General features: G+C 73.3%; 7 protein-coding genes and 1 pseudogene. 3 read left to right on the top strand and 5 right to left on the bottom strand.

Translation table 11 applies throughout. From position 1 onward, the window contains the following. Positions 1-11: 11 nt before the first annotated feature. The 4 genes from STRVI_RS23980 to STRVI_RS46515 form a co-directional block, all read right to left on the bottom strand. A complete protein-coding gene (locus tag STRVI_RS23980; protein WP_014058215.1) occupies positions 12-18,665 on the bottom strand; it encodes a non-ribosomal peptide synthetase in 18,654 nt (6,217 codons plus the stop codon). A gap of 135 nt (positions 18,666-18,800) precedes the next feature. Continuing rightward, positions 18,801-20,159 (bottom strand): serine hydrolase domain-containing protein, encoded by a 1,359-nt coding sequence (locus STRVI_RS23975; RefSeq protein ID WP_014058214.1) that lies wholly within the window; start codon positions 20,157-20,159, stop codon positions 18,801-18,803. Between the two features lie 49 nt (positions 20,160-20,208). Continuing rightward, positions 20,209-21,408: a copper amine oxidase gene (locus STRVI_RS23970; protein ID WP_014058213.1), complete on the bottom strand. Its 1,200-nt coding sequence runs from the start codon at positions 21,406-21,408 to the stop codon at positions 20,209-20,211. A gap of 14 nt (positions 21,409-21,422) precedes the next feature. Then, positions 21,423-22,175, bottom strand: coding sequence for a hypothetical protein (locus tag STRVI_RS46515; RefSeq protein WP_050993738.1), 753 nt, complete (start codon positions 22,173-22,175; stop codon positions 21,423-21,425). A 380-nt stretch (positions 22,176-22,555) separates the two neighbouring features. On the opposite strand from STRVI_RS46515, the gene STRVI_RS52145 reads away from it, so the two are divergent. After that, complete coding sequence (locus STRVI_RS52145; RefSeq protein ID WP_150112913.1) at positions 22,556-22,969, top strand: helix-hairpin-helix domain-containing protein; 414 nt, start codon at positions 22,556-22,558, stop codon at positions 22,967-22,969. 327 nt (positions 22,970-23,296) lie between these two features. Here the strand turns inward: STRVI_RS52145 and STRVI_RS23960 are convergent, their stop codons facing one another. Continuing rightward, positions 23,297-24,034, bottom strand: coding sequence for an SDR family oxidoreductase (locus tag STRVI_RS23960; RefSeq protein WP_043239629.1), 738 nt, complete (start codon positions 24,032-24,034; stop codon positions 23,297-23,299). A 149-nt stretch (positions 24,035-24,183) separates the two neighbouring features. On the opposite strand from STRVI_RS23960, the gene STRVI_RS23955 reads away from it, so the two are divergent. Both STRVI_RS23955 and STRVI_RS51780 read left to right on the top strand, forming a co-directional pair. After that, complete coding sequence (locus STRVI_RS23955; RefSeq protein ID WP_014058210.1) at positions 24,184-24,762, top strand: TetR/AcrR family transcriptional regulator; 579 nt, start codon at positions 24,184-24,186, stop codon at positions 24,760-24,762. 54 nt (positions 24,763-24,816) lie between these two features. Next, a pseudogene (locus STRVI_RS51780) lies at positions 24,817-25,256 on the top strand (MFS transporter); the annotation flags it as partial. Between the last annotated feature and the right edge of the window lie 96 nt (positions 25,257-25,352).

Raw genomic sequence — 25,352 nt, 5'->3', positions numbered from 1 at the left:
GTCGTCCTTCCTCACCGGTCGTCGTGGTCGCCGCCGCCGGAAGCGGCGTCTTCGAGTTCGCGCAGGATGTGCTCCTCGACCAGGTCGGCGAGGGCGGAGACGGTACGCGCGGTCAGAATGTCCCGCGGGGTCAGGTCGACGGCGAACGCCTCCTTGGCGCGGGAGGCGATCAGCAGGCTGCGGACCGAGTCACCGCCCAGGGCGAAGAACTCGTCCTCCGCGCCGACCGGCGCCACCCCCAGCACCTCCGACCAGATCTCCGCGATGACCTCCTCGGTGGGGGTACGCGGGGCGATATGGCCGGCCGGTGCGGCGGCGGTGGTGGTGGAGGGGCCGGGCGCGGGCAGCGCCGCGCGGTCGGTCTTGCCGTTCTCGGTCAGCGGCAGCCGGTCCAGCACCGCGAACGCCGACGGGACCATCGGGCCCGGAAGCGTGCGGCCCAGATGGGTGCGCAGTTCGGTGTCGGCCGGGGCGGCGGCCCCGGGCGCGAGGACCAGATGGGCCACCAGCCGGCGCACACCGGGCTCGTCCTCCCGCACCGTCACCACGGCCTCCGCGACGGCGGGGTGGCCGCACAGGGCGGTCTCCACCTCACCGGCCTCGATGCGATGGCCGTGCAGCTTGAGCTGATGGTCGACGCGCCCCAGATGGTGGAGGCGGCCCCGGGCGTCGTAGCGGGCGAGGTCGCCGGTGCGGTACATCCGGGAGCCGGGCGGCCCGAAGGGGTCGGCGAGGAAGCGGGAGGCGGTCAGCCCGGCGCGGCCCAGATAGCCGCGGGCGAGCGAGGGACCGCTGACCCACAGCTCGCCGGGCACGCCCACCGGCACCGGGCGCAGCCGCGCGTCGAGCAGATGGACGCGGGTGTTGGGGAGGGGCCGCCCGATCGGCGGCGGGGCCCCGTCGGCGTCGAGCGGCTCGGACCAGGTGGCCACCACGGTGGTCTCGGTCGGCCCGTACGCGTTGATCATGCGGTGGTACGGCGTCCATCGGGCGGCCAGTTCGGCGCCGCAGGCGTCCCCTCCCACGATCAGCGTCCGCAGGTCGGGCAGCTCCCGCTCGGTGCCGGCGGGCAGTGTCGCGAGCGCGGCGGGCGGGATGAGGGTGTGCGTGATCCGCTGCCGCCGCAGGATCTCCGCGAGATGGCCGCCCAGCAGCGGGCCGGGCTCGGGCACCACCAGGGCGGCCCCGGACGGCAGCGCCATGCACAGCTCCAGGACGGAGGCGTCGAAGCCGGGCGAGGAGAACTGCAGCACGCGGCCGTCCGGCCGCACCTGGAAGCGCTCGGCCTCGGCGGCGGCGAACCCGGCGATCCCGCGATGGGTGACGACCACTCCCTTGGGGGTTCCGGTGGACCCGGAGGTGTAGATCACATAGGCGGGGTCGTCCGGGTGGACGGCGCCGAGGCGGTCCTCGTCGGTGGGGCGGTGCGCCGGGCCGTCCGGGGCCCGGACCTCCAAGGCCCGCTCGATGACGAGATGCGGTGCGGAGTCCTTGAGCATCAACTCGATGCGCTCGGCCGGGTAGTCGGGATCGATGGGCAGATGGGCGCCCCCGGCCTTGGCCACCGCGAGCCGGGCGACGACGGACTCCACCGACCGGGGCAGCACCAGCGCGACGATCCGCCCGGGGCCCACGCCCTGCCCGATGAGGTGGTGGGCGAGGCGGTTGGCCCGGCCGTCCAGCTCCGCGTAGGTCAGCCGCAGGCGCAGGGAGTCCACCGCCACCGCGCCCGGGTCGCGGTCCGCCGCCGCCTCGAACAGGTCGGCCCAAGTCGCCTCGGGCACCTGCCGGGCGGTGTCGTTCCAGTCGACCAGGAGCCGTTGGCGCTCGGCGGCCGGAAGGACGTCGATGTGGTCCAGCGGAAGATCGTCGGGGGCCGCGGCCAGCGCGCCGAGGAGATGGGTGAGCCGGTCCGCGAGCGCCTCGGCGGTGGCCTCCTCGAACAGTCGCGGATCGTAGCCGAGTTCCACGGACAGTTCGGATCCGGGTGAGACCACCACGGTCAGCGCGTAGTTGGTGGACTCCAGGGCGTTCAGATCCCGCACCCGCAGCCCGTGCTCGGCGGCGGCGGAGCTGTTGATGGGGTAGTTCTCGAACACCACCAGGCTCTCGAAGAGGTCCACCCCGGCGGGGAGTTCGCTCCAGCCCCGCAGCTCGGACAGCGGCATATGGCCGAAGCCGCGCGCGTCCGCCTGCTCGGCCTGCAGCTCCCGCAGCCAGGCGGCGGTCCCGGCGGCGCCCGCCACCGCGCACCGCACCGGGAGGGTGTTGATGAAGATGCCGGTGATGTCGTCCGCGCCGGGCAGCTCCGCCGGCCGCCCGGAGACCGTCGTCCCGAAACAGACATCCGATTCGCCGCTCAAGCGGGATACGAGCAACGCCCAAGCGCCCTGGACGATCGTATTCATGGTGAGCCGGTGCCGCCGGGCGAAGTCCTGGAGGGCGGCGGTGTCCTGCTCACCGAGCCGGTGCGCCAGCCAGTGCGAGGACCGGGTCGCGATCTCCGGCGTCGGCCTGCGGTCATAGGGGAGGGGAGTGGGAGCGGTGAATCCCTGCAGGGCCTGCCGCCAGTGCGCCTCGGCGCGCGTGTGGTCCTGACGGCCGAGCCAGGCGACATAGTCCGCGAACGGCCTGCGGGCTTGCAGTCTCGGCTGCTCACCGGCGGCCAGGGCGGCATGCGCGGCGAAGACATCGCCGAGCACCTGGAAGACGCTCCATCCGTCCAGCAGCACATGGTGGAAGGTCCACAGCACCCGCACCTCACCGGGCGAGAGCCGGGACAGGGTGACGCGGAGCAGCGGGGCCGCGGCGAGTTCGATCCCGCGGGCGCGGTCCTGCTCCAGCAGCCGCTCCAGCGCGGCCGTGCGCTCGTCCTCCGTGAGGCCGGTCCAGTCCAGCTCCTCGACCGGTACGACCGCGGTGCGGCGCACGACCATCAGCGGCTCGGCCACATCGTGCACCACCACCTCGCCGCGCAGCACCGGGGTGCGATCCACGACATGCTGCCAGGCGGCCGCCAGCACTCCGGAGTCGGCGACCCCGTCGAGGACGAACGTCGCCTGCTCCACATAGAGCCCTTGGTCCCGCTGGGCCAGTGCGTGGAAGAGCAGCCCGGACTGGGCCGGGGTCAGCGGATGGATATCGGTCACGTCCCGGCCGTCGCCCGCCAGCCGGTCGACGGTCGCCTGATCCAGCGCGGCCAGCGGAAAGTCCGAGGGCGTCCGCCCGCCCGCGTCCGAGCGGGTGCACAGCCGCACGATCGCCCGGAGCTCCTCCGCCATCTCCTCGGCGAGCCGGCGCACCGTGGCGCGCCGGTGCAGCGACCGGGAGTAGGACCAGCTCAGTTCGAGCCGGCGGTCCGCCACCCGGCCGATCACATCGAGGAGATGCGGACGGTCCGCCTCGGGGCTCATATCGCCCTCCAGCCCACCGGTCAGGGCGTGCAGCAGACCATCCGCCGCGGGCGGCTCCCAGTCCTGCTGCCCGAGGTAGTTGAAGCTGATCTTCGGAGCGGCGGGGAGGCCGGAGGCGGACGTGCCGGACAGATGGCGCAGCGCGCCGTAGCCCAGGCCGTTCCCGGGGATCGCCCGCAGCCGCTCCTTGACAGCCTTCAGCGTCCGCTCCAGCCCCCAGTCGGCGGGTGTCTCCAGCGCGACGGGGTACATGCTGGTGAACCAGCCGACCGTACGGGACAGATCGACGCCTTCGAAGATCTCCTCCCGGCCGTGCCCCTCCAGGGCCACCGCCACCCGGTCCCGGCCGGTCCAGCGGGCCAGCACCCGGCCCAGGGCGCAGAGCAGGACGTCGTTGACCCGGGTCCGGTACGTGCCCGGCACCTCCTGCAGCAGCAGACGGGTCTCCTCGGCGCCGAGCCGGACGGTCACCTCCTCCTCGCAGGCCGCGGTGTTGGGGCCTTCGCCGTCCGTGGGCAGGTCGGTGCAGCCGTGGGTGGCCGCCCAGTGGTCGCGCTCCGCGTCGAAGCCCCCGGCGGCGGTGTGCTCGCTCAGGCGCCGCGCCCAGGTGCGGAACGACGTGGTCTTGGCGCCCGGTTCGGCCGTCCGGCCCGCGGCGATCTGCCGGTAGGCGGTGTCCAGGTCCTCCAGCACGATGCGCCAGGAGACGGCGTCGACCACCAGATGGTGGGCCGTCAGCAGCAGCATGGGCCGTTCCCCCTCGCCCCGGATGAAGAGCGCCGCGTGCAGCAGCGGTCCCCGGGCCAGGTCGAACCCGGCGCGTATCCGCCCGGCCGTCTCCCGCATCACCGCGTCCCGCCGCGCCGGCGCCACGGAGGACAGGTCGTGGAGGTCCAGCACCGGCCGGTCCTCCGGCGGGGCGTTGTGCTGGCGTACGGTGCCGTCGTCGGTGCGCTCGAAGCGCAGCCGAAGGGCGTCATGGTGGGTCACCACCGTGGACAGGGCGGCCCGCAGCGCGCTCTCGTCCACCGGCGCGGTCAGCTCGGCCGAGACCGACTGGGTGAAGTGTCCGGCGGTGGCGGGCAGTTGCTCGAAGAGCCAGCGCTGGATCGGGGCCAGCGGCACCTCCCCGACGACCGGCTCCTGCTCGGGAGCGGTCGCCGCGGCCGGGGCCTCCCGCGCGGCCGTGGCCAGGTCCGCCACGGTCTGGTGGACGAAGAGATGGCGCGGGGTCAGCTCGATACCGGCCCGCCGGGCGGCGGAGACGATCTGGATGCTGAGGATGGAATCGCCGCCGAGGGTGAAGTAGTTGTCCTCCACGCCGATCCGCTCCACCCCGAGGACCTCCGCCCAGATGGCGGCGAGGGCCTTCTCGGTCTCCGTGCGCGGCTCCACATGGCCGGTGGCGCGGGCCGCCCAGACGGGGGCGGGCAGCGCACGCCGGTCCAGCTTGCCGCTGGACCCCAGCGGCAGCCGGTCCAGGACGACCACGGCCGAGGGGATCATATGGTCCGGCAGGCTCGTGGTGAGGAAGGCGCGGATCGCGGCGGAGTCGAGCGGCGGGGCGCCGGGGACCTGGACCACATAGCCGGCCAGGCGCTTGTGACCGCCGGTGTCGACGACGGCCGCGGCCGCCTCGGCGACATCGGGGTGGCGCGCCAGCGCGGCCTCGACCTCGCCCAGTTCGATCCGGAAGCCGCGCACCTTGACCTGGTCATCGGTTCTGCCGAGGTACTCCAGTTGCCCCCGCTCGTCCCAGCGGACCAGGTCGCCGGTGCGGTACATCCGGCCGCCCGCGGGGCCGAACGGATCGGCCGTGAACCGCTGCGCGGTCAGTCCCGGCCGGCCGAAGTACCCCCGGGCCAGGCCCGGCCCCGCCAGATACAGCTCGCCCGGCACACCGACCGGCACCGGCCGCAGCCGCGCGTCCAGGGCATAGGCCCGGGTGGCGGCGACCGGGGCGCCGATGGGCGGCGTGCGGTCGGGATCGGCGGGGTCGCAGGTCCAGGCGGTGGCGTAGACGGTGGCCTCGGTGGGCCCGTAGATGTTCGCCACCCGGCAGCCGGGGATGGCCGCGCGGACCTCCTGGACGGTGCGGGCGGCGAGCCCCTCGCCAGCCAGCACCACGGTCCCGGCCGTCGCCGAGACCGACCCCTTGCCGAGCACCTGCCCGAGTGCCGAGGGCACGGCGCTGATCAGGCTCGCCGTCCAGGCTTCCGTCCGCTCGGCCAGGGCGAGCAGATCGCGCACGATCTCGACGGCGCCACCGGCCAGCAGCGGGCAGAGGATCTCGAAGACCGACACATCGAAGTTGAGCGAGGTCGAGGCCACCACATGGGAGAGCCCCTGGGCGCCGAACTCCTCCCGCGCCCACGCGGCCAGCGCGGCCACACTCCCATGGGCGACCACCACGCCCTTGGGCGTACCGGTCGACCCCGAGGTGTGGATGGCGTACGCCGGATGGCCGGGGTCCAGCGGGCAGCGCCGCTCGGCGTCGCGGATGTTCTGCGCGGGCAGCTCGGCCAACTGACGGTCGGACTCCGCGTCGTCCAGCAGGATCCGGCCGCCCGCCCCGGCGGGGATGCGGTCCGCCATGTCCCCGGTGGTCACCACCGTGTCCGGGGCGATGTCGCCGAGCATGAAGGCGATCCGCTCCGCCGGATACGCCGGATCGACCGGAAGATAGGCCGCCCCGCTCTTGAGCACCGCCAGCACGGCCACCACCAGCTCCGGGGTGCGCGGCAGCGCGAGGGCCACGAACCGTTCCGGTCCGGCGCCCGAGGCGATCAGCAGCCGGGCGAGCCGGTTGGCGCGCTCGTTCAGCTCCCGGTAGGTCAGCCGTCCGCCGTCGCCCATCACCGCCACCGCCACCGCGTCCGGGGTACGGGCCGCCTGCGCCTCGAAGAGCGCGGGCAGCACCGCGTGCGGCGCGGCGGCGATGGGGCCGCTGAAGCGGTCGAGGATCCCGCGCGTCTCGCCCTCGCCGATCAGCGGCAGGTCCTCCAGCCGGCGCTCCGGATCGGCCGCCATCTCCTCCAGCAGTGTGCGCAGACACGCACCCAGCCGCTCGATGGTCGGGGCGTCGAAGGCCGCGGGGTCGTAGTCCAGTGAGATCGACAGCCGCTCCTCGGGAGCCACCACGACGCTGAGCGCGAAGTTGGTGGGCTCCACATCCCGCTCCTGCCGGATGCCCAGGCCGTGAGCCGTGATGGCCTCGCTGTCGAACGGGTAGTTCTCGAAGACCACGATGGAGTCGAAGAGGCTCACCCCGCCGGGCACCTCGCTCCAGCTCCCCAACTGGGCCAGGGACACGGACTCGAAGAGCCGGGCCTCCGACTGCGCCGACTGCAGCTCCCGCAGCCAGTCCAGCAGCCTGCGTTGCCCCGCCACCCGGACCCGGGTGGGGATGGTGTTGATGAACACCCCGACCATGGACTCGACCCCCGGCAGCGCGGCCGGCCGGCCGGAGACGGTGGTGCCGAAGCACAGGTCCTCGGCCCCGCTGTACCGGGACAGCAGCAGCGCCCAGGCGCCCTGCACCACCGTGTTCATGGTCAGCCCGCCCCGCTGCGCCGTCGTACGGAGCAGGGCGGACTCCTCGGCGCCGAGGGTGACCCGGTGCGAGAGCGACGAGGCGGTGCGGTGCGCCTCCGAGGCGGGCCGGTCGCGCGGCAGTTCGGTGGGCGAGGCGAATCCCGCCAGCGCCGTACGCCAGTACCGCTCGGCCTCCGCCCGGTCCTGCTCGCCGAGCCAGCCCAGGTACTCGCGGAACGGCCGTCGCGCGGGCACCACGGGCGCCCGGCCCGAGGTGAGCGCCGCGTACCGCTCGCAGACCTCGTCGAAGACCTGTGCCGCGCTCCAGCCGTCGAGCAGCACATGGTGGAAGGTCCAGACGATCCGGACCTCGTCGGCGGACAGCCGGATCAGCGCCAGCCGCATCAGCGGCGCCGTGGCCAGGTCGATCCCCTCGGCCCGGTCCTCGGCGAGCATGCGGAGCAGCTCGGCCTCGCGCCACTCCTCGGGCCGCTCCGTCCAGTCGTGGTGGACGATCCGGAGCGTCGCCCCGCGCGTCACGACCTGCACCGGCTCCGGGGTTTCCGCCCACACCAGATGGGTGCGCAGGATCGGATTGGCGTCCACCGTGTGCCGCCATGCGGTGCCCAGCGCCTGCGGGTCGCGCGCCCCGGTCAGCGTGAGCTGGACCTGGTTGAGGTAAGTGTCCGACTCCGGATCCATCAGCCCGTGGAACAGCATCCCGGCCTGCGTCGGGGTCAGCGGATAGATGTCCTCGACCGCCCGGCCGTCGGCGGCAATCCGGTCCACCGCGGCCTGGTCCAGCCGCGCCAGCGGGAAGTCCGACGGGGTCCGGCCGCCCGCCGCGGGGTCGGCGCAGTGGCCGATGATCTCCTTCAGCGCGCCGAGCATCCCCCGCGCCAGCCCGGCCACGGTCTCCTCGGTGTGCGTCCCGGAGCCGTAGTACCAGGTGATCTCCAGACACCGGCGCTCCACCCGGCCCACGACGTCCAGCAGATGGGCCCGGACCGTGTCGGGCGCGGCGTCACCGCCCAGACCGTCCCGTACGGTGCGCACGAGACCGGTGTCCTCGGTGTCCTCACCCGTGGCCGACCAGTCGAACTGTCCGAGGTAGTTGAAGCTGATGCCGGGCTCGGCCGCGCCCCGCAGCCCCGAGGCGGGGTCGAGCCGGCGCAGCGCGCCGTAGCCGATGCCGTGCGAGGGAACGGCCCGCAACTGTTCCTTGACGGACTTGAGCGTCTCGCCCCAGCCGCCCTCGGCAAGCTCCAGGGCGACCGGATACAGGCTGGTGAACCAGCCGACGGTGCGGGACAGGTCCACCCCGTCCAGCAGATGCTCCTCCCGGCCGTGGCCCTCCAGGTCCACGGCGATCCGGCGCCGTCCGGTCCAGTCGCCGAGCACCCGGCCCAGCGCCGCGAGCAGCACATCGTCCACGCGGGTCCGGTAGATCTCGGGCACCTGCCGCAGCAGCGCGTCCGTGCGCTCCCGGTCCAGCCGGACGGTGACCTGGGCCATGGACGCCACCGTGTTGTCGCCCTCGCCGTCCACGGGCAGCCCGGCGGCGCACTCCGCGGACACCGCCCGCCAGTGGGGGAGTTCGGCGTCGAAACCGCCGGTGGCGGTGTGCTCGGTCAGCTTGTGGGACCAGTCCCGCACGGACGTGGTGCGCGGGCCGAGGCCGGCCCGCCCGCCCGTGTGCAGCCGCTGGTACGCGGTGTTCAGGTCCTCCAGCAGCACCCGCCAGGAGACGCCGTCGACCACCAGGTGGTGGGCGGTCAGGAAGAGCGTCGGCCGCTGCCCGTCTCCGTGGTGGAACAGCCGCGCGGCCAGCAGCGGACCCCGGGCCAGGTCGAACCCCGCCTGTGCCTCCGCCATCGCCGCGTCCTCGGCGGCCCGCCGCTCCGGCGTGCCGAGCCCCGACAGGTCGTCCTCCCGTAAGAGCGCGGGGCTCGTCGGCTCCGGCGGCGGGCAGTACTGCCGGAGGTGTCCATCGGCCCCGGGCTCGAACCGCATGCGCAGCGCGTCATGGTGGACCAGCAGCGCGTCGAGCGCCGCGCGGAGCGCGCGGAGGTCCGGATCCCGCTGGAGTTCGACGACCACGGACTGGTTGAAGTGGCCGGGCCGGGCGGTCCGCAGACGTAGGAACCAGTGCTGGATCGGGGTGAGCGGGACCTCGCCGGTCACCGGCCCGGTGTCGGCGGCGGGCTCCGTGGTCGGGGTGGTGACGGTGGCGAGCGAGGCGATCGTCGGGTGCCGGAACAGCTCCCGGGGGGTGAGGGCCAGCCCCGCCTGCCGGGCGCGGGAGGCCACCTGGATGCTGAGGATCGAATCCCCGCCCAGATGGAAGAAGTTGTCCTCGGCGCCGATCCGCTCCCGGCCCAGCAGCGTGCCCCAGATCTCGGCGAGGATGCGCTCGCTGTCGGTGCGGGGCGCCACATATCCCGCCGTTCCGGCCGCGTCCGGGTCGGGAGCGGGCAGCTTGCTGCGGTCCACCTTGCCGTTGCGGGTCAGCGGCAGCGCGTCAAGGGTGACGAAGGCCGACGGCACCATGTAGTCGGGCAGCAGGCCGCCCAGGAAGGACCGCAGTTCACCGGCGCCCGGCACCTCGGCCCCGTGGACCGGCACCGTATAGCCGGTCAGCAGCGTGCGGTCGCCCACGCGGGCGAGCGCGACGACCGCCTGCGCCACGGCCTCGTGGCGGGCGAGCGCGGCCTCGATCTCCCCCGGCTCGATGCGGAAGCCCCGGACCTTGAGCTGGTCGTCGGCGCGGCCCTGGAAGCGCAGTTCACCGTCGTCGGTCCAGGCCACGATGTCCCCGGTGCGGTACATCCGGGAGCCGGGCGGCCCGAACGGATCGGCGACATACCGCTCGGCGGTGGCGCCGGGACGGCCGTGGTAGCCGCGGGCCACCCCGGCGCCCGCGATGTACAACTCCCCGGGAATGCCGGGGGGTTGCGGCTGCAGGGCGCCATCGAGGACGTACGTCCGGGTGTTGTCCAGCGGCCGTCCGATGGGCAGCGAGCGCGGAAGCGCCTCCCCGGCGCGGAAGGGGCGCCGGGTGGCGAAGGTCGTGGTCTCGGTGGGCCCGTAGCCGTCCACCACGGTCAGCTCCGGGCAGGCCGCGAGCACCCGGCGCACCGCCCCGGGGGGCACCGCCTCACCGCCGGTCCACACCTCCCGGGCGCCGCGCAGCGCTTCCGGCCCTTCCTGTGCGAGCAGCCGGAACAGCCCGGCGGTCAGCCACAGGCAGCTCACCCCGTGCTCCGCGATGGCCCGGCGCACGGTGTCCGCGTCCACGTCCCCGGCGGGCGCCAGCACGGCCCGGCCGCCGCGCAGCAGCGGCACCCACAGCTCGTACGTCGAGGCGTCGAACGCCTGGGGCGAGTGCACCAGCACCCGGTCGTGGCCCGCGAAGGCGCGGTCCGCGACGAGGGCGGTCACATCGCGGTGGCGCACCGCGACCCCCTTGGGCCGCCCGGTGGAGCCCGAAGTGAACATCAGATACAGGGCGTTGTCGGGGGAGAGCGCCACGCCCGGCGGCTCGGACGGGCCGTCGCCGGCGTCGCCGGACTCCACCACCAGGGTCCGCCCGGCACCCGCGATGTCCGCCGCCGTGCGCTCCCAGGCGCGGTCGGTCAGCAGCACCTCCGCCCCCGCCTCCGCCAGCACGCTCCGCAGCCGGTCCTCGGGGGCCCGGGTGTCCAGCGGTACGTACACCCCGCCCGCCTTGACCACCGCCAGCAGCGCCACCACCAGCTCCACCGACCGGTCCATCAGGACGGCCACCGGACGCTCCGGGCCGACGCCGTGGCCGATGAGCCGGTGGGCCATCCGGTTGGCGCGGGCCTCCAGCTCCCGGTAGCTGACCGGGCCCGCCTCGCCGTCCAGGGCCGTCGCCTCCGGCGCACTCCGCACCCGGTCGGCGAAGAGCCCGGCCACCGTGGACTCGGGCAGCGGGACCGCGGTGTCGTTCCACTCCCGGAGCACCTGGTGGCGCCGCACGGAGCTGAGCATCGGAAGGCGTGCGGGCGCCCGGTCCGGGCTGTCGGCCATGGCCGTCAGCAGCACTGTCAGATACTCCGCCAGCCGCCGGGCGGTGGCCTTGTCGAACAGCGCCGGGTCGTAGCCGAGCCGCAGCGTCAGTTCCGCGCCGGGGTAGACCACCAGGGACAGCGGGTAGTTGGTGGTCTCGACGCCGTCCAGCTCGCGCAGGGCAAGGCCGTGTGCGGCGGCGAGGTCGTCGCCGAGCGGATAGTTCTCGAAGACCACGATGGAGTCGAAGAGGTTCACCCGCTCGGGCAGACCGGTCCAGGACCGCAGCCGGGTGAGCGGTACGAAGTCGAACCGCCGGTCCTCGGTCTGTCCGGCCTGCACCGCGCTCAGCCAGGACAGCAGGGTGGAGCCGGCCGGCACCGTGGGGCGGGTCGGCACGGTGGTGATGAACAGCCCGTTCATCGTCTCCACGCCGGGCAGCTCCGGCGGCCGTCCGGACACCGTGGTTCCGAAGACGACGTCCTCGCGCCCGGACTGCCGGGCCAGCAGCAGCGCCCAGGCGCCCTGCACCACGGTGTTCAGGGTGAGCCCCTCGCCCCGGGCCAGCTCCTGAAGCCGGCCGGTGGTGGCGGCGGGCAGGGTGAGCCGGATGTCCTCGGTGGACTCGGCGTGATGGCCCTCGGTGGGCTCCCGGTCGTACGGCAGCGGGGTGGACTCCGTGAGATCGCCGAGCCGGGCCCGCCAGTGCTCCTCGGCCGGCGCCCCGTCCCGCTCCCGCAGCCACGCCACATAGTCGCTGAACGGACGGCGGCCGGGCAGACCGGTGGCCGGCGCCGCGCCGGATGCCCCGTCACGCGCCCGCGCATGGCAGTGGAAGACATCCGAGAGCACCTGGAAGAGGCTCCAGCCGTCCAGGATCAGATGGTGGAACGTCCACACCACCTGGACCTCGGTGGCCGACAGCCGGGCCAGCGCCAGCCGCGTGAGCGGGGCGGCGGCCAGGTCGAGACCGCGCTCCCGGTCCTCGGCGAGGAACCTCCGCAGCTCCTCCCGGCGCTCGTCCGGCCCGGACAGCCGACGCCAGTCGAGCAGGGTGACCGGGACACGGACCCCGCGCGCGACCACCTGGACCGGTTCCGGCACCCCCTCCCACACCACGCGGGCGCGCAGCACCTGCGTACGGTCGGCGACCTGCTGCCAGGCCGCGGCCAGCGCCGCCGGATCGGGCACCCCGTCGAGGACGAAGCCCAACTGCTGGAAGTAGGCGCGCCGGTCGTCCTGCGCCAGGCTGTGGAACAGCATGCCCGCCTGGGTGGGGGTGAGCGGGTAGATGTCCTCCACCGTGCCGCCGTTCCCCGCCAGCCGGTCCACGGCCGCCTGGTCGAGGGTGGCGAGCGGGAAGTCGGACGGGGTGCGGCCGCCCGCGCCGGGCGCGCTGCCGTGCCGGGCGATCTCGCACAGCGCCTCGCGGAACTCCTCGGCGAGCCGGGCGACCGTCTCCTCCCGGTGCAGATTCCCCGAGTAGAACCAGGTGAACTCCAGGTCGTCGCCCTCGACCCGGCCCACCACCTCCAGCGGATGCGGGCGCGGCGAGGCCGGGTCGGCGTCCAGGGCCAGTTCCCGGTGGAGACCGCGGAAGAGCCCGTCGCCACCGCCCGGCGCCTCGAACCGCCCGAGGTAGTTGAAGCTGATCCCGGCCGTGGGGCCGTCGGGAAGGCCCTCGCCATCGAGCAGATGGCGCCGCACCCCGTAGCCCAGACCGCGCCGTGGCACGGCGCGCATCTGCTCCTTGACCGATTTGAGGACCTCGCCCCACCCGCCGTCCGGGAGGTCGAGCGCCACCGGGAAGCGGGTGGTGAACCAGCCGACCGTACGGGACAGATCCAGGTCGGCGAAGAGCTCCTCGCGGCCGTGGCCCTCCACGTCCACCGGTATCCGGGCGCGCCCGGTCCAGCGGTGCAGCACCCGGGCCAGCGCGCTCAGCAGCACATCGTTGACCTGCGTCCGGTAGACCTCGGGCAGCGTCTGGAGCAGTGCGGCGGTCTCCTCCGGGCCGAGCCGGACGGTGACCGACCGGGCCGAGGCGTAGGTGTTCGGCCCCTCCGCTCCATTCAGGTCCGTCGGCAGCGAGGCGTCACAGGCCCCAGCCGGCCCGGTCCAGTACGTCTCCTCGTCGGCGAACCCTCCCTCGGCCGCGTGGGCGCTCAGCCGCAGCGCCCAGCGGCGCAGCGGGGAGGACTTCGCGGGCGGCCCGGCCCCCTCGTCCCGGGCCGCCCGCCGGTAGGCGCTGTCGAGATCCTCCAGGAGGACCCGCCAGGACACCCCGTCCACGACCGCGTGGTGGACGGTGAGATGGAGGACCGGGTGCGGCCCGGCGTCCCGGTCGAGCACCGCGCGCAGCAGCGGTTCCGCGGCCAGGTCGAAGCGGCCCAGATGCGGGCCGCCGGTGGTCGTCAGCGGTACGCGGACCGCCGCCGCGTCCTCGATCCGCTGGTGCCAGCCGTCGTCCCGGCGGTGGAAGCGGGAGCGCAGCGCGTCATGGTGTGCCACCAGCGCGTCCACGGCGTGCCGCAGCGCGTCCTCGTCCACGTCCGCGGGCAGCACCAGGGAGATGGTCTGGTTGAAGTGGCCGGCCCGCTCGGGGTCGGTGGTGAACAGCCAGTGCTGAATGGGGGTCAGCGGCAGCTCGCCGGTGGCCGTCTCGTCCCCGTCGGAGCCGGGCGTCCCGGCCGGGGCCGTGGTGGTGTCCAGATGCAGGGCCAGCGCGGCGACCGTCTGGTGGCGGTAGACATCGCGCGAGGTGACGGCGAGCCCGGCCTGCCGTGCCTGGGAGACCAACTGGATGCTGAGGATCGAATCGCCGCCGAGGGAGAAGAAGTTGTCCTCCACGCCCACGCGCTCCACCCGCAGGACCCGGGCCCAGACCGCCGCCAGGGTCCGCTCGGTGGCGGTGCGGGGCGCCACATAGCCCGGTGCCGCGGCCTCGGCCCAGTCCGGTTCGGGGAGCCGGCCGCGGTCCAGCTTTCCGTTGGGGCTCAGGGGCATCCGCTCCAGGACGACGACGGAGGCGGGCACCATGTAGTCGGGCAGCGAACGCCGCAGGAACCGCCGCAGGGCCGCCGGGTCCGGTGCGGCGCCCGCGGCGGCCACCACGTAGGCGATCAGCCGCGTATGACCGTCCGCCTCCCGGGCGACGGCCGCCGCCTCGGCGATGTCGGGGTGGCGCAGCAGCGCCGTCTCCACCTCGCCCAGCTCGATGCGGAAGCCGCGGATCTTCACCTGGTCATCGGCCCGGCCCAGGTACTCCAGCCGGCCGTCGTCGTTCCAGCGGACCAGGTCACCGGTGCGGTACATCCGGCTGCCGGGCCGCCCGAAGGGGTCCGCGAGAAAGCGGTGGGCGGTCAGCCCGGGGCGCCTCAGATAGCCCCGGGCCAGGCCCTGCCCGCCCAGATACAGCTCACCGGTCACCCCGGGCGGCACCAGCCGGAGCGTCGGGTCCAGGACATACGCGCGGGTGCCCGCGACCGGGCGGCCGATCGGCGGGGCCTGTGACGGCGCCTGACCGTCGCAGAACCAGGCGGTGGCGTACACCGTGGCCTCGGTCGGCCCGTACAGATTGGCGATCCGGCAGGACGGCATGGCCTCCCGGATGTCCCGTACGGTCTGGGCGGGCAGCGCCTCGCCCGCCAGTACGACGGTCCGGGCCAGAGCCGCCGGGGGGTCCTCGCCCAGAAGCCGGGAGAACACCGAGGGCACCCCGCTGAGCAGCCCCCGCGCCCCCGGCCGCCCGTCCGGATCGGTGAGGGCGAGCAGATCCCGCACCACCTCCACGCTGCCGCCGGCCAGCAGCGGGCAGAGGAGTTCGAAGACCGACACATCGAAGTTGAGCGAGGTCGAGGCGACCACGTCGGTCAGCCGCTCACGGCCCAGCTCCGCCTCGGCCCAGGCCGCGAGCCCCGCCAGGCCGCGGTGGGTGGCCACCACGCCCTTGGGCCGGCCGGTCGATCCGGAGGTGTAGATGACATACGCGGGATGGGCCGGGTCCAGCGGACGGATCCGCTCACCTTGAATGATGTCGCCGTCCGCGAGCCCGTCCAACTCGGCGCGGACCGCCGGGTCGTCCAGCACCAGCGGTTCGGCGCCCGCGGGCAGGCAGTCGGCCGTCCCGGTGGTGGTGAGGACGGTCGAGGGCGCGGCGTCGTCCAGCATGAACGCGATGCGCTCGGCCGGATAGCCGGGGTCCACCGGCAGATATCCGGCGCCCGCCTTGAGCACCGCCAGCAGGACGACGACGAGCTCGGCCGAGCGGGGCAGGGCGAGGGCCACCAGCCGCTCGGGACCGGCGCCCCGGGCGATGAGCAGCCGCGCCAGCCGGTTGGCGCGCCGGTTCACCTCGTCATAGGAGAGACGGGTGTCCCGGCAGGTCACGGCAGTGGCGGCCGGTCGCCGCGCCACCTGGGCGGCGAACAGATCGGGCAGGGTGGCCTCGATCGCGGTCTGCTCCGGCCCGTTCCAGGCGTCGAGCATCGCATGCCACTCGGCGTCGGCCAGCATCCGCAAGCAGACCAGGGTGGCGCCAGGATCGGCCACCATGGCGGTCAGCAGCCGGTGCAGGTGACCGGCCATCCGCTCGATCGTGGCCGTGTCGAACAGATCGGAGTTGAACTCGACGGTCAGCCCCAGCGAGCCGTCGTCGCGGGGCAGGAACTCCAGGACCAGGTCGAACCGCGCTGCCGGGCGCGGCAGACAGTGCTCGGTGATCCGCACGCCCGCCGCCTCCTGGGCGGGCACCATGGCGCTCTGCTGTACAACGAGCGCCTGCACCAGCGGATTGCGGCTGGGGTCGCGGCGTGGGGCCAGTTCCTCGACGACCCGCTCGAACGGCAGCCGGTCATGGCCGAAGGCGTCCAGCACCGTCTCGCGCATCGCGTCCAGGAACCGCTCGACCGTGCTGTCCCCGTCGACATCGGCGCGCAGTACCAGGGTGTTGACGAAGAATCCGGCGACCGACTCCAGCTCCTCGCGGTGGCGTCCGGCGGTGACGGTGCCGAAGGCGATGTCCCGCTGGCCCGAGTAGCGGGAGAACAGCACCGCGACGGCGGACGCGAGCAGGGTGAACAGCGTGGTGTCCCGCTCTCTGCCGAGCCGGGTCAGCCCGGCCACCAGCTCGGCGGGCAGTTCACGGCGGTGCACCTCGCCCGCCGTGGTGCGCACCGGCGGGCGCGGGCGGTCGGTGGGCAGCTCCAGCGTCTGCATCCCGGCCAGCCGGTCCCGCCAGTACTCCAGGTCGGCGTCGTCCGGGGCGGTGGCGGGACGGCTGTGCTCCCAGACCGCGAAGTCCGGGTACTGCAGGGCGGGTTGGGGGAGCTCGGCAGCGGTTCCGGACACTTCGGCGGCGTAGAGCGCGGCCAGCTCGCGCACCAGCACCCCGACCGACCAGCCGTCGGTGACGATGTGATGCTGCGCCAGCAGCAGGATGTGCTCCTCGTCGGCGAACCGGATCAGCAGCGCCCTGGTCAGCGGCCCCTGTCGCAGGTCGTAGGGGCGGTTCAGCTCGCCGGTCAGGGTGCGGTCGAGCGCCTCGGCGCGCTCCCGCGCCGGATGCCCTCCGAGGTCGACCCGGTCCAGCGGTACGGTCCCGTGCGCGGCCACCTGCTGCACCCCGTGCCCGTCCACGGTGGCGAAGGTCGTACGCAGGGCGTCATGGCGGGCGGCGAGCCGGTCCAGCGCCCGGCGCAGCGCGGCCGCGTCCAGCGGGCCGTCGAGCCGCAGCCCGGCCCCGGTGTTGTACTCGGTGCCACCGGAGGTCAGATCGTCCAGGAACCACAGCCGCCGCTGGGCGGAGGACAGCGGCAGCGGACGGTCGCGCGGCGCGGGCGGGATCGGCTCCTCGGGCGCGCCGGGCGCGTCGGTGGCCCCGGCGGGCAGCCGGCCGGCCAGCCGCGCCACCGTCCTGGCGTCGAGCAGGTCGCGCAGCGAGAGCTCCACGCCCAGTTCGGCCCGGACGCGGGTGAGCAGCCGCACTCCGAGGATGGAGTCGCCGCCCAGGCCCAGGAAGTCGTCCTCCACGCCCACCGTGTCCACCGGCAGCACCTCGGACCAGATGCGGGCCAGGGCCTCCTCGCCGGGGGTGCGCGGGGCGATATGGCGGGAGTCGCCGTCCGGCGCGGAGCGCGGGGCGGGCAGCGCCTGCCGGTCGATCTTGCGGTGCGGGGTGAGGGGGAACGCGTCCAGCACCACATAGGCGGACGGCACCATATGCGCCGGCAGCACCCGGGCCGCCGCGGCGCGCACCTCCGCGGCCTTCGGCGGGGTCCCGCCGCTGGGCGGCACCACATAGGCGACCAGCCGCTTCTGGCCGGGCTCGTCCTCCCGTACGGTGACCACGGCCGTGCCCACCTGGGGGTGGCGGGCCAACGCGGCCTCCACCTCGCCCAGTTCGATGCGGAAGCCGCGTATCTTGACCTGGTGGTCGGCCCGGCCGAGGAATTCCAGTTCCCCGTCGGCGTTCCAGCGGACCAGATCGCCGGTGCGGTACATCCGGGAGCCGGGCGGGCCGAAGGGGCAGGCGGTGAACCGCTCGGCGGTCAGCCCCGGCCGGTCGAGATAGCCGCGGGCCAGGCCCGCGCCGCTGACGCAGAGCTCTCCCGTGGCGCCGACCGGCACCTGCCGCGCCGCCTCGTCCACTACAAACACCCGGGTGTTGGGAAGCGGACGCCCGATCGGCGGGGCGCCGGAGCCCGCTGCCAGGGCGTCCGTCCAGGTGGCCACGACCGTGGCCTCGGTCGGGCCGTAGGAGTTGACCATCCGCCGTCCGGGCGCCCACAGGTCCACCAGATCGGCGGGGCAGGCCTCCGCGCCCACGATCAGGGTGCGGAAGTCGGACAGCCCATCGTGGGGTTCTTCCGGGGGCACGGTCGCGAGCGCCGCCGGGGGGATCAGGGCATGGGTCACCCGCTTCTCCCGCAGCACCGAGGCCAGCTCGGCGCCCAGCAGGGGCCCCTCCGGGGGCACCACCAGCGCCGCCCCGGCGAGCAGGGAGGAGCACAGCTCCAGGACGGAGGCGTCGAAGCTCGGCGAGGAGAACTGCAGCACCCGGTCGCCCGGCCGGACCCGGTAGTGGGCCGTCGTGGCGGCCGAGAAGTTCCCCAGGCCGGCGTGCGGCACCAGCACGCCCTTGGGCACACCCGTGGAGCCGGAGGTGTAGATGACATACGCGGGATGCTCGGGGAGCAGCGGGCCGAGCAGCTCCGCCCGGCCGGGCGCGTGATCGGGGCCCGCCCCGGCCGCCACCTCCCGGATCCGCGCCGGGTCGTCGAGCACGGTCACCGGCCGGGCGTCGGCCAGCATCATGGCGCGGCGCTCCTCGGGATGCGCCGGATCGATGGGGAGGTACGCGCCGCCGGCCTTCGCCACCGCCAGCTCGGCCACCACCAGTTCGGCCGAGCGGGGCAGGACCAGGGCCACCACCCGCTCCGGCCCCACGCCCTGCCCGATGAGGTGGTGGGCCAGCCGGTTCGCCCAGCGCTCGACCTCGTCGAAGGACCACTCGCGGTCGTCCGCGACCAGGGCCGGCGCCTTGGGGGTGCGCCTCGCCCATACGGCGAAGAGCTCGCCGAGCGGCGCGCGGGAGACGGCACGGTCCGTGGCGTCTCCCGCCGCCGGAGGGAGGTCCGGGACATCCTGGGGCGCGGACACCGATGAGGTCGCGTAGTGGTCCGTCATGGCGGGGTGTGGCCCTTCAGAGCGGTTGAACGGGCGGATGGGTGACGGTTCGGGCCATCTCGGCGCCGAGCCGGGGCGCCCGCACCCGGCCGGGGGAGATGTGGGGAGACGGCCGTGCGGGTGGGCGGTGGGGCCTCAGACCAGGGCGCTCTTACGGGCCATCCGGCCCGAGAGCTGGATCCGGTCGACGGCGCCGGTCCGCGGATCGCGGACGAAGCGCCCGCCGGGGATCCGGCGTCCGGAGGAGGGGTCCACCAGATCGCAGGTGAGGTCCTCATGGCAGACCAGCGGCGCGGGGAGGTCGCCGTCCACGGACAGGGCGAGGCCACCGCCGTCGCCCATGGTCACCTGGTACTCGATGTCGCCGTTGAGGTAGATCCCGGTGCACTGCGAGGTCACGGCCATGGGGGTGGCCAGATGCCGCGGGGTGGGGCCGGCGGGCACCCGGACGCCGGTGACCTCGGCGAGGACATCGGTCAGTTCGTTCCACAGCTCGGTGCCGCCGCCCGCGTTGGCGGTGAAGCCGACCACCACCCCCGTGGCGGGATCGGCCCGCAGCGAGCAGGAGGTGCCCTGGGCGTTGCCGTCGTGCCCGAACCACAGCGTCTCGCCGTGCCGGAAGAGCGCCCAGCCCAGGCCCCAGCCGTCGGCCAGCACACCGGGGTCGGCGCCGGGCACGGGGCGGCGCATCTCCTGCGCGAGCTCAACGGGCGGCACCCCCCGCGGGCCGTCGCCGAGATGGGCCCGGCCCAGCGCCACCAGATCGAGGGCGCCGGCCCGCAGCGCACCGGCCGCGGCCTCGGCGGGGGCGAGGTTCTGCCGCACCGGTCTCGTCCTGCCCGTGGCCGTGTTGGCCGAGTGGCCGCGCGCGGTCGGCCGGTGCGGGGTGGCGGCGGTGCCGATGAAGGACGGCACGGTGCCCAGCGGATCGAGCAGCACGGACCGCATGGCCTCCTGCCAGCTCATCCCGGTGACCGTCTCGATCAGCCGGCCGGCCGCGACATAGCCCGCGTTGGAGTAGGAGAAGTCCGTGCCCGGGGGCATCACGAGGGTGCGGTCGGTGCAGTGGTCCAGCAGATAGCGGGCGGCGGTCACCGAGGCCACCTGGTCCGAGTCGGGCCCGGACGGCAGCCCCGCGGTGTGGCTGAGCACCTGGCGCACCGTGCACGGCGGACCGGCCCGGCGCAGCTCCGGCACATGCTCGCCGAGCGGGTCGTCCAGCTCCACATCGCCGTCCGCCACCAGAAGCGCCACCACGGTCGCGGTGTACGCCTTGGTGACGGAGCCGATGGGCACGGCCGCCTCGGCGGTGAACGGCTCGCCGGTCTCCGCGTCCAGCACGCCGGTCTCCACGGCGAGCGTCATCCCGCCGCTGTGTACGGCGAGTTGGGCGCCGGGCACCTGATGGGCGCGGGCCAGGGCCGTCAGGCGGTCCTCGAGGACGCGGCGTATCTTCGACCGCTCGACGGACGGTGCCGGGGTCGGACGTAACACGGTGCACTCCTTGCCGGGGGACGGAACGGGATGGGCGACAGGGGCCGGGTCATGGCAACTGGCTCGTGGCCGTGACATCCCGGGGCACGATCGTGAAGCCCTGCCAGTGGGTGGGCATCGGGTCCTGGTCCTCGTCCCTGGGCACATGGTGGAAATCGACGCTGACCCAGGCGACCGGGTCGGTGAGCTTCTCGCCGCCGGTGTACTTGTCGACCGAGGTGGCGCAGTTTGGGGCGGTGTTGCCGTAGGCCAGCCGCTCGCACTCCCGGTACTGCGTGAAGTACATGTCGTGGTGGGTGAATTCCTCGGTCTCGTGCGGGCCCCGGTACTGATCGCTGTGGTGGTTGTCGATCTCCCAGGACTTGGCGTGGCCGTCGGAGTTCTCGGCCGTGGGGTTCACCACCCGCCAGAATCGGGTGGGCGCGAGGTCCGCCGCGGTCTCATGGGAGAGCACGGTGCGCTTGGTGGTGCGCTCGGCCGTACCGCTGCCCAGGTAGTCGTACTGCTCCACGGTGTTCGCCGACTGCCCGTCGACGTCGAGGTCCAGCCGCCAGAAGATGTTGTGCGAGTGGTTCTCGCTGAACCGGGTGGAGCCCACCCCGGTCGGCCAGCCGCTGCTCGCGTCGGAGAACTGGAACGGCGAGAGGCTGCCGGTGGCGCCCGACCGGGGAGTGATGGAACCGTCGTCCGAGAAGCGCCATTCGGTGATGTAGTCGTACCAGCCGATCTCGGAGACCGAGAAGACGACCAGGTCGGTGCCGTGCAGAACGCCCTTCTCCACCGCGCTCTTGTAGGCGAACGGCCGCGGCTGCTCCTCGGCGCACAGCACGGGGGTGTCCTGGAAGTCGTGCAGCCGCCCGTCGGGGCAGTCCTTGGCGCTGAGCGGGGTGAGTGTGCCCTGCTCCAGATCGCCGAAGCCGATCGCGGAGACGTCGTAGAAGCGCGGCTGGCCGCTGTCGTAGGGCACATGCACCTCGGCGAGCGAGGCGCTCTTGAGGACACGGGTGGGGGCGCCGCGGTTCGGGGTGTAGGTCACGTCGCTGAGCACCGCACCGGTGTTGCGGTCGATGTCCCAGCACATCTGCCACCGGGCACCGTTCTTCAGGGTGGTGTCGATGCGATCCGCGGCGGGGCAGGACGGCGCCGCCGAGGCCCTCGCGGGCGCGGCGGACGCCGGGCCCGGCACCCACAGGGCCAGCAATCCCACCACGGCGACCAGCACACGGGCACGCCGAAACAGACTGGACACGGACGAAGCTCCCCTCACAGGCCGATGACGGCGGCGCGCCTGGCCGACAGATCGATGACGATCCGGCTGGTGTCGATCCACTTGCCACCCGGAAGGCGCACGAAGAGCTGCACACACCGGTGCTCACCGCACCGGGACACCTTCCGCGCGCCGTCCACCCCCTTGGCGCGGGAGCCGAGGAACGACATGCTCTGCAGGCGCAGTTGGGAGGGCGAGGTCAGCCGCTTCCCGGTCTGCGAGGTGTAGGAGTCGCGCATCCCCGGGCCGAGCCGGCGGTCGGCCAGGACGACCTTCACCGCCTCACGGGCCTCGGCCAGGGTGGGAGGCGGCTGGACGCCGTGCTGCCGGGCGGAGTCGAGGACCTTCTTGGAGCGCAGATCGACCAGCCGGGTGATGAGGGTGTCCGAGGCGTAGTCGTAGAGCTGGACCTCGGCCCGGCTGTCCGGGGCGGAGGAGGCCGACTTGGCCCGGGGCGGGCGGCGGGTGTCCAGCGGCTCGGCGCCGGAACCGCCCGCGGCGTTCCGCTCCCCGCCCCCGGTGTCCTTCTTCGCGTCCTCACCGCCCCGCGCGGGCGCGGTCCCGGGCCGGGTGGCGGCGTCGACGGCGATGCGGGACGCCTCGCGCGATTCCCCGGGCGTCAGCCGGCCGGAGTGCGAGGCGACGACGGCCGCGGGCTCCGGGGCGTCGGACGCGGGCGATCCGGCCGCCTGGAGGGCGGCGATCCCGCCGCCCGCCAGCACCGCCGTCAGACCCAGCGCCGCGGACACGCGCCATCGCCGATGACGGCGCCCCCTCGTATGGTCCGCGCCCCTGTCGGTGGCGTTGTCTCTCATCACCCAGCCGTTTCCGTTGTCGGTCAGGAGAGCCCGGTGGGGCTCGCGGTGACAGCACTCGGCCGGATCCCGATTTGTCGCTGGTGCGTTCCCCGTCCGCACCGACGGGATTCAAGCCGCTGACGACGGCTCGCGCGGACCCCCCGGACACTTCGCTGTCCACTGATGGCTCACGCTTTCACCACTCCGGGCGGCGTAACAGTCGCATTTGTCATCAAGCGGCTGTGAGAAACGCATGTCTCGATGGGTGGCCGAACGGCCGCAAAGCGATGACGGGGAAGGCCCGTTGGAAGCCGCTCTGCCATCATGCTCACATGAGCCATTCGATCACCATTCGATGTGACATCTGTGGCGCCACGCATTCCTCCTCCGCGGCCGACAGCATCGGTGCGCTCCGCGAAGCCATCGTCAAAATGAGCTGGTCCAGGGCGCGATGGGATGACCGGGTGATCGATATGTGCGGTGGGTGCGGCGTTCGGGAAAAGGCGCCGAGCGAGTCCGGACGATGCTGCGGTTCCTGTGAGGGGGGTGAACTTTTCGATGCCCTCGGACACGACAGAATCGGACATCGTTTGGCCAATGCATTACTCAGAGCTGGTATCGATAATCTCGAACTACTCTCCAGTTTCTCCGCGCGTCAGCTTCGCGATCTGGAGGGCATCGGCACCGTGAGCGCACACCACGCACTCAATCGTCTGCACTCCGCACCGAGCGAAAGGCCATCGTGAACGAATATTCCACCGGAACATCCGCGCGGCCCATTCTGTACAGCGGCCGGCGCCACCGGATGCTGTGGGTGGTGGGCGTGGTGTTCTCCGCCGGGCTGCTGGCGCCGCTGTTATTCCTCGGCGCCGCCCGTAAGGGGATCGTGCCGCGCACCGTACCCGCCGGGTACGCGGTGGCCATCTATCCGATCGCGCTCGGACGCCAGTGGCTGCCCGACCCGGGCGACTGGATCTCATGGGCACTCGCGGCCGTGGTTCTCACCACGGCCGTCCATGCCGCGCTGCTCGACACCGGCAGTACGCCCGGCGGTTCACCGTCGGGCACGGGCCTCAGCTCTGTGCGGTGGGGCGGACCACGATCTCGCCGACGTCGACACCCGCCGGCTGTTCGATGGCGAACGCGATGGCGCGGGCGATGGCGCCCGGCGGCATCGCGATCTTGGTCATGGAGTCCTGGATCTGGCTCTTCGCGTCCGGGTCGGTGATGGAATCCGCGAGCTCCGTCTCGGTGATCCCCGGCGAGATGGTGGTCACCCGCAGCGACTCGCCCGCCTCCTGTCGCAGTCCCTCGGAGATGGCGCGCACGGCGTTCTTGGTCCCGGCGTAGACCGACATCCGCGGGACGATGCGCAGCCCGGCGGTGGAGAGGGTGTGGACGAAATGCCCGAAGCCCTGCTCACGGAAGACGGGCAGGGCCGCGGCGATGCCGTACAGCACGCCCTTGATGTTGACGTCGACCATCTCCTCCCAGTCCTCGACGCGCAGATCGTCGAGGGCGGAGATCGGGCTGATACCGGCGTTGCTGACCAGCACATCGAGCTTTCCGTACCGTTCGCGTGCCGTCGCGACCAGCCGGGACAGATCCGCGCGCCGCTTCACATCCGTGACGACGGGGACGGCCTCGCCGCCCGCCTCGGTGATCCGGGCCGCCAGCGCCTCGATGCGGTCCGACCGCCGTGCGGCGAGGACGACCTTCGCCCCTCGCTCGGCCAGCAGCAGGGCGGTGGCCTCGCCGATGCCGCTGCTCGCGCCCGTAATGGCGATGACCTTGCCTTCGATACCGGACATCATGGGGAGTCCTTCCAGGGGGATTGCAGGAAAAAGGGGGGGGAGGCGGCGATGGCCTACAGTGGGAAGCGGAGCCGCCTCCACTTCACTCGACACACACTAAGTGGATGCTCCTCCACTTAGCAACCGGGGAATGAGGAGAGCCGCCGATGGTCAGGGATCCAGGGCGCCCGCTGCGGGCCGACGCACAGCGCAACCGGGAGAAGATCCTCTCCGCCGCGGTGCGGGTGTTCGCCGAGGAGGGGCTGGACGCCCACCTCGAGCGCATCGCCAAGGAGGCGGGCGTGGGCGCCGGCACCCTCTACCGGAACTTTCCGACCCGCGAGCTGCTGATCGAGGCCGCCTACCGCAATGAGCTGGCCCGCCTCTGCGACGCCGCCCCCGAGCTGCTGGCGGCCCTGCCCCCGCGCGAGGCGATGCGCGCGTGGCTGGGCCGCTTCATGGACTACGCGAACGCCAAGCTGGGCATGGCGGACGCGCTGCGGGGTGTCGTCGCGTCGGGCGTCAATCCGTACGCCCAGAGCCACGAGATGATCCAGGACGCCCTCTCGCGGCTGATGGACGCCGCCGTCACGGCCGGTGTGATCCGGTCCGACATCAGCGCGACCGACATGTTCGCCGCTCTCACCGGCATCGCCCTCGCCTCGGGCAAGCCCGAACAGCGGGAGCAGGCCGACCGACTCCTCGACCTCACCCTGGATGGACTGAGCGCCGGATCCCGCCAGTAGCACCGGACCCCGCCAGTAAAGATTTCTGAGTTTTCAGTTCAGACCACCGACGCACTGGAGGCGTTCGGCAGCCTCTGGCTCGGATTCCTCGCCCGGCCGATCGGCGGCATCGTCTTCGGCCACCTCGGGGACCGGATCGGCCGGAAGAAGACCCTGGTCACCACCTTGCTCATGACGGGCATCGCCACCACCTCGATCGGGCTGCTCCCCGGCTACGACGAGGTCGGTGTCGCCGCGCCCATCGCGCTGGTGCTGCTGAGCATGGTGCAGGGCATCGCGGTCGGCGGCGAATGGGGCGGCGCCGTCCTCATCGCCGGCGAACACGCGCCGAAGGGGAAGGCGCTGTCGTTCGGCGCCTTCCCCAGCTGGGGTCACCGGCCGGCTCGATCCTGGCCACCGGGATGTTCGCGCTGCTCACCCAGCTTCCGGACGACGACTTCGACGCCTGGGGCTGGCGCGTTCCGTTCCTCTTCTCCGCCGTGACGGTGGTCATCTGATCTCCTCCGAGGGAACCCCGCCCTTCAGGGTGGGGAGGTATCGAGCTTCTGCGGAGCTGGGCAAGGAAAGCCGGTTCGCTGCCGGGGCGGACT

Source organism: Streptomyces violaceusniger Tu 4113, from assembly GCF_000147815.2.
GTDB classification, from domain to species: Bacteria; Actinomycetota; Actinomycetes; order Streptomycetales; family Streptomycetaceae; genus Streptomyces; species Streptomyces violaceusniger_A.
Note: the sequence above shows the minus strand (reverse complement) of the source record. Positions and strands in the feature narration are given on the sequence as shown.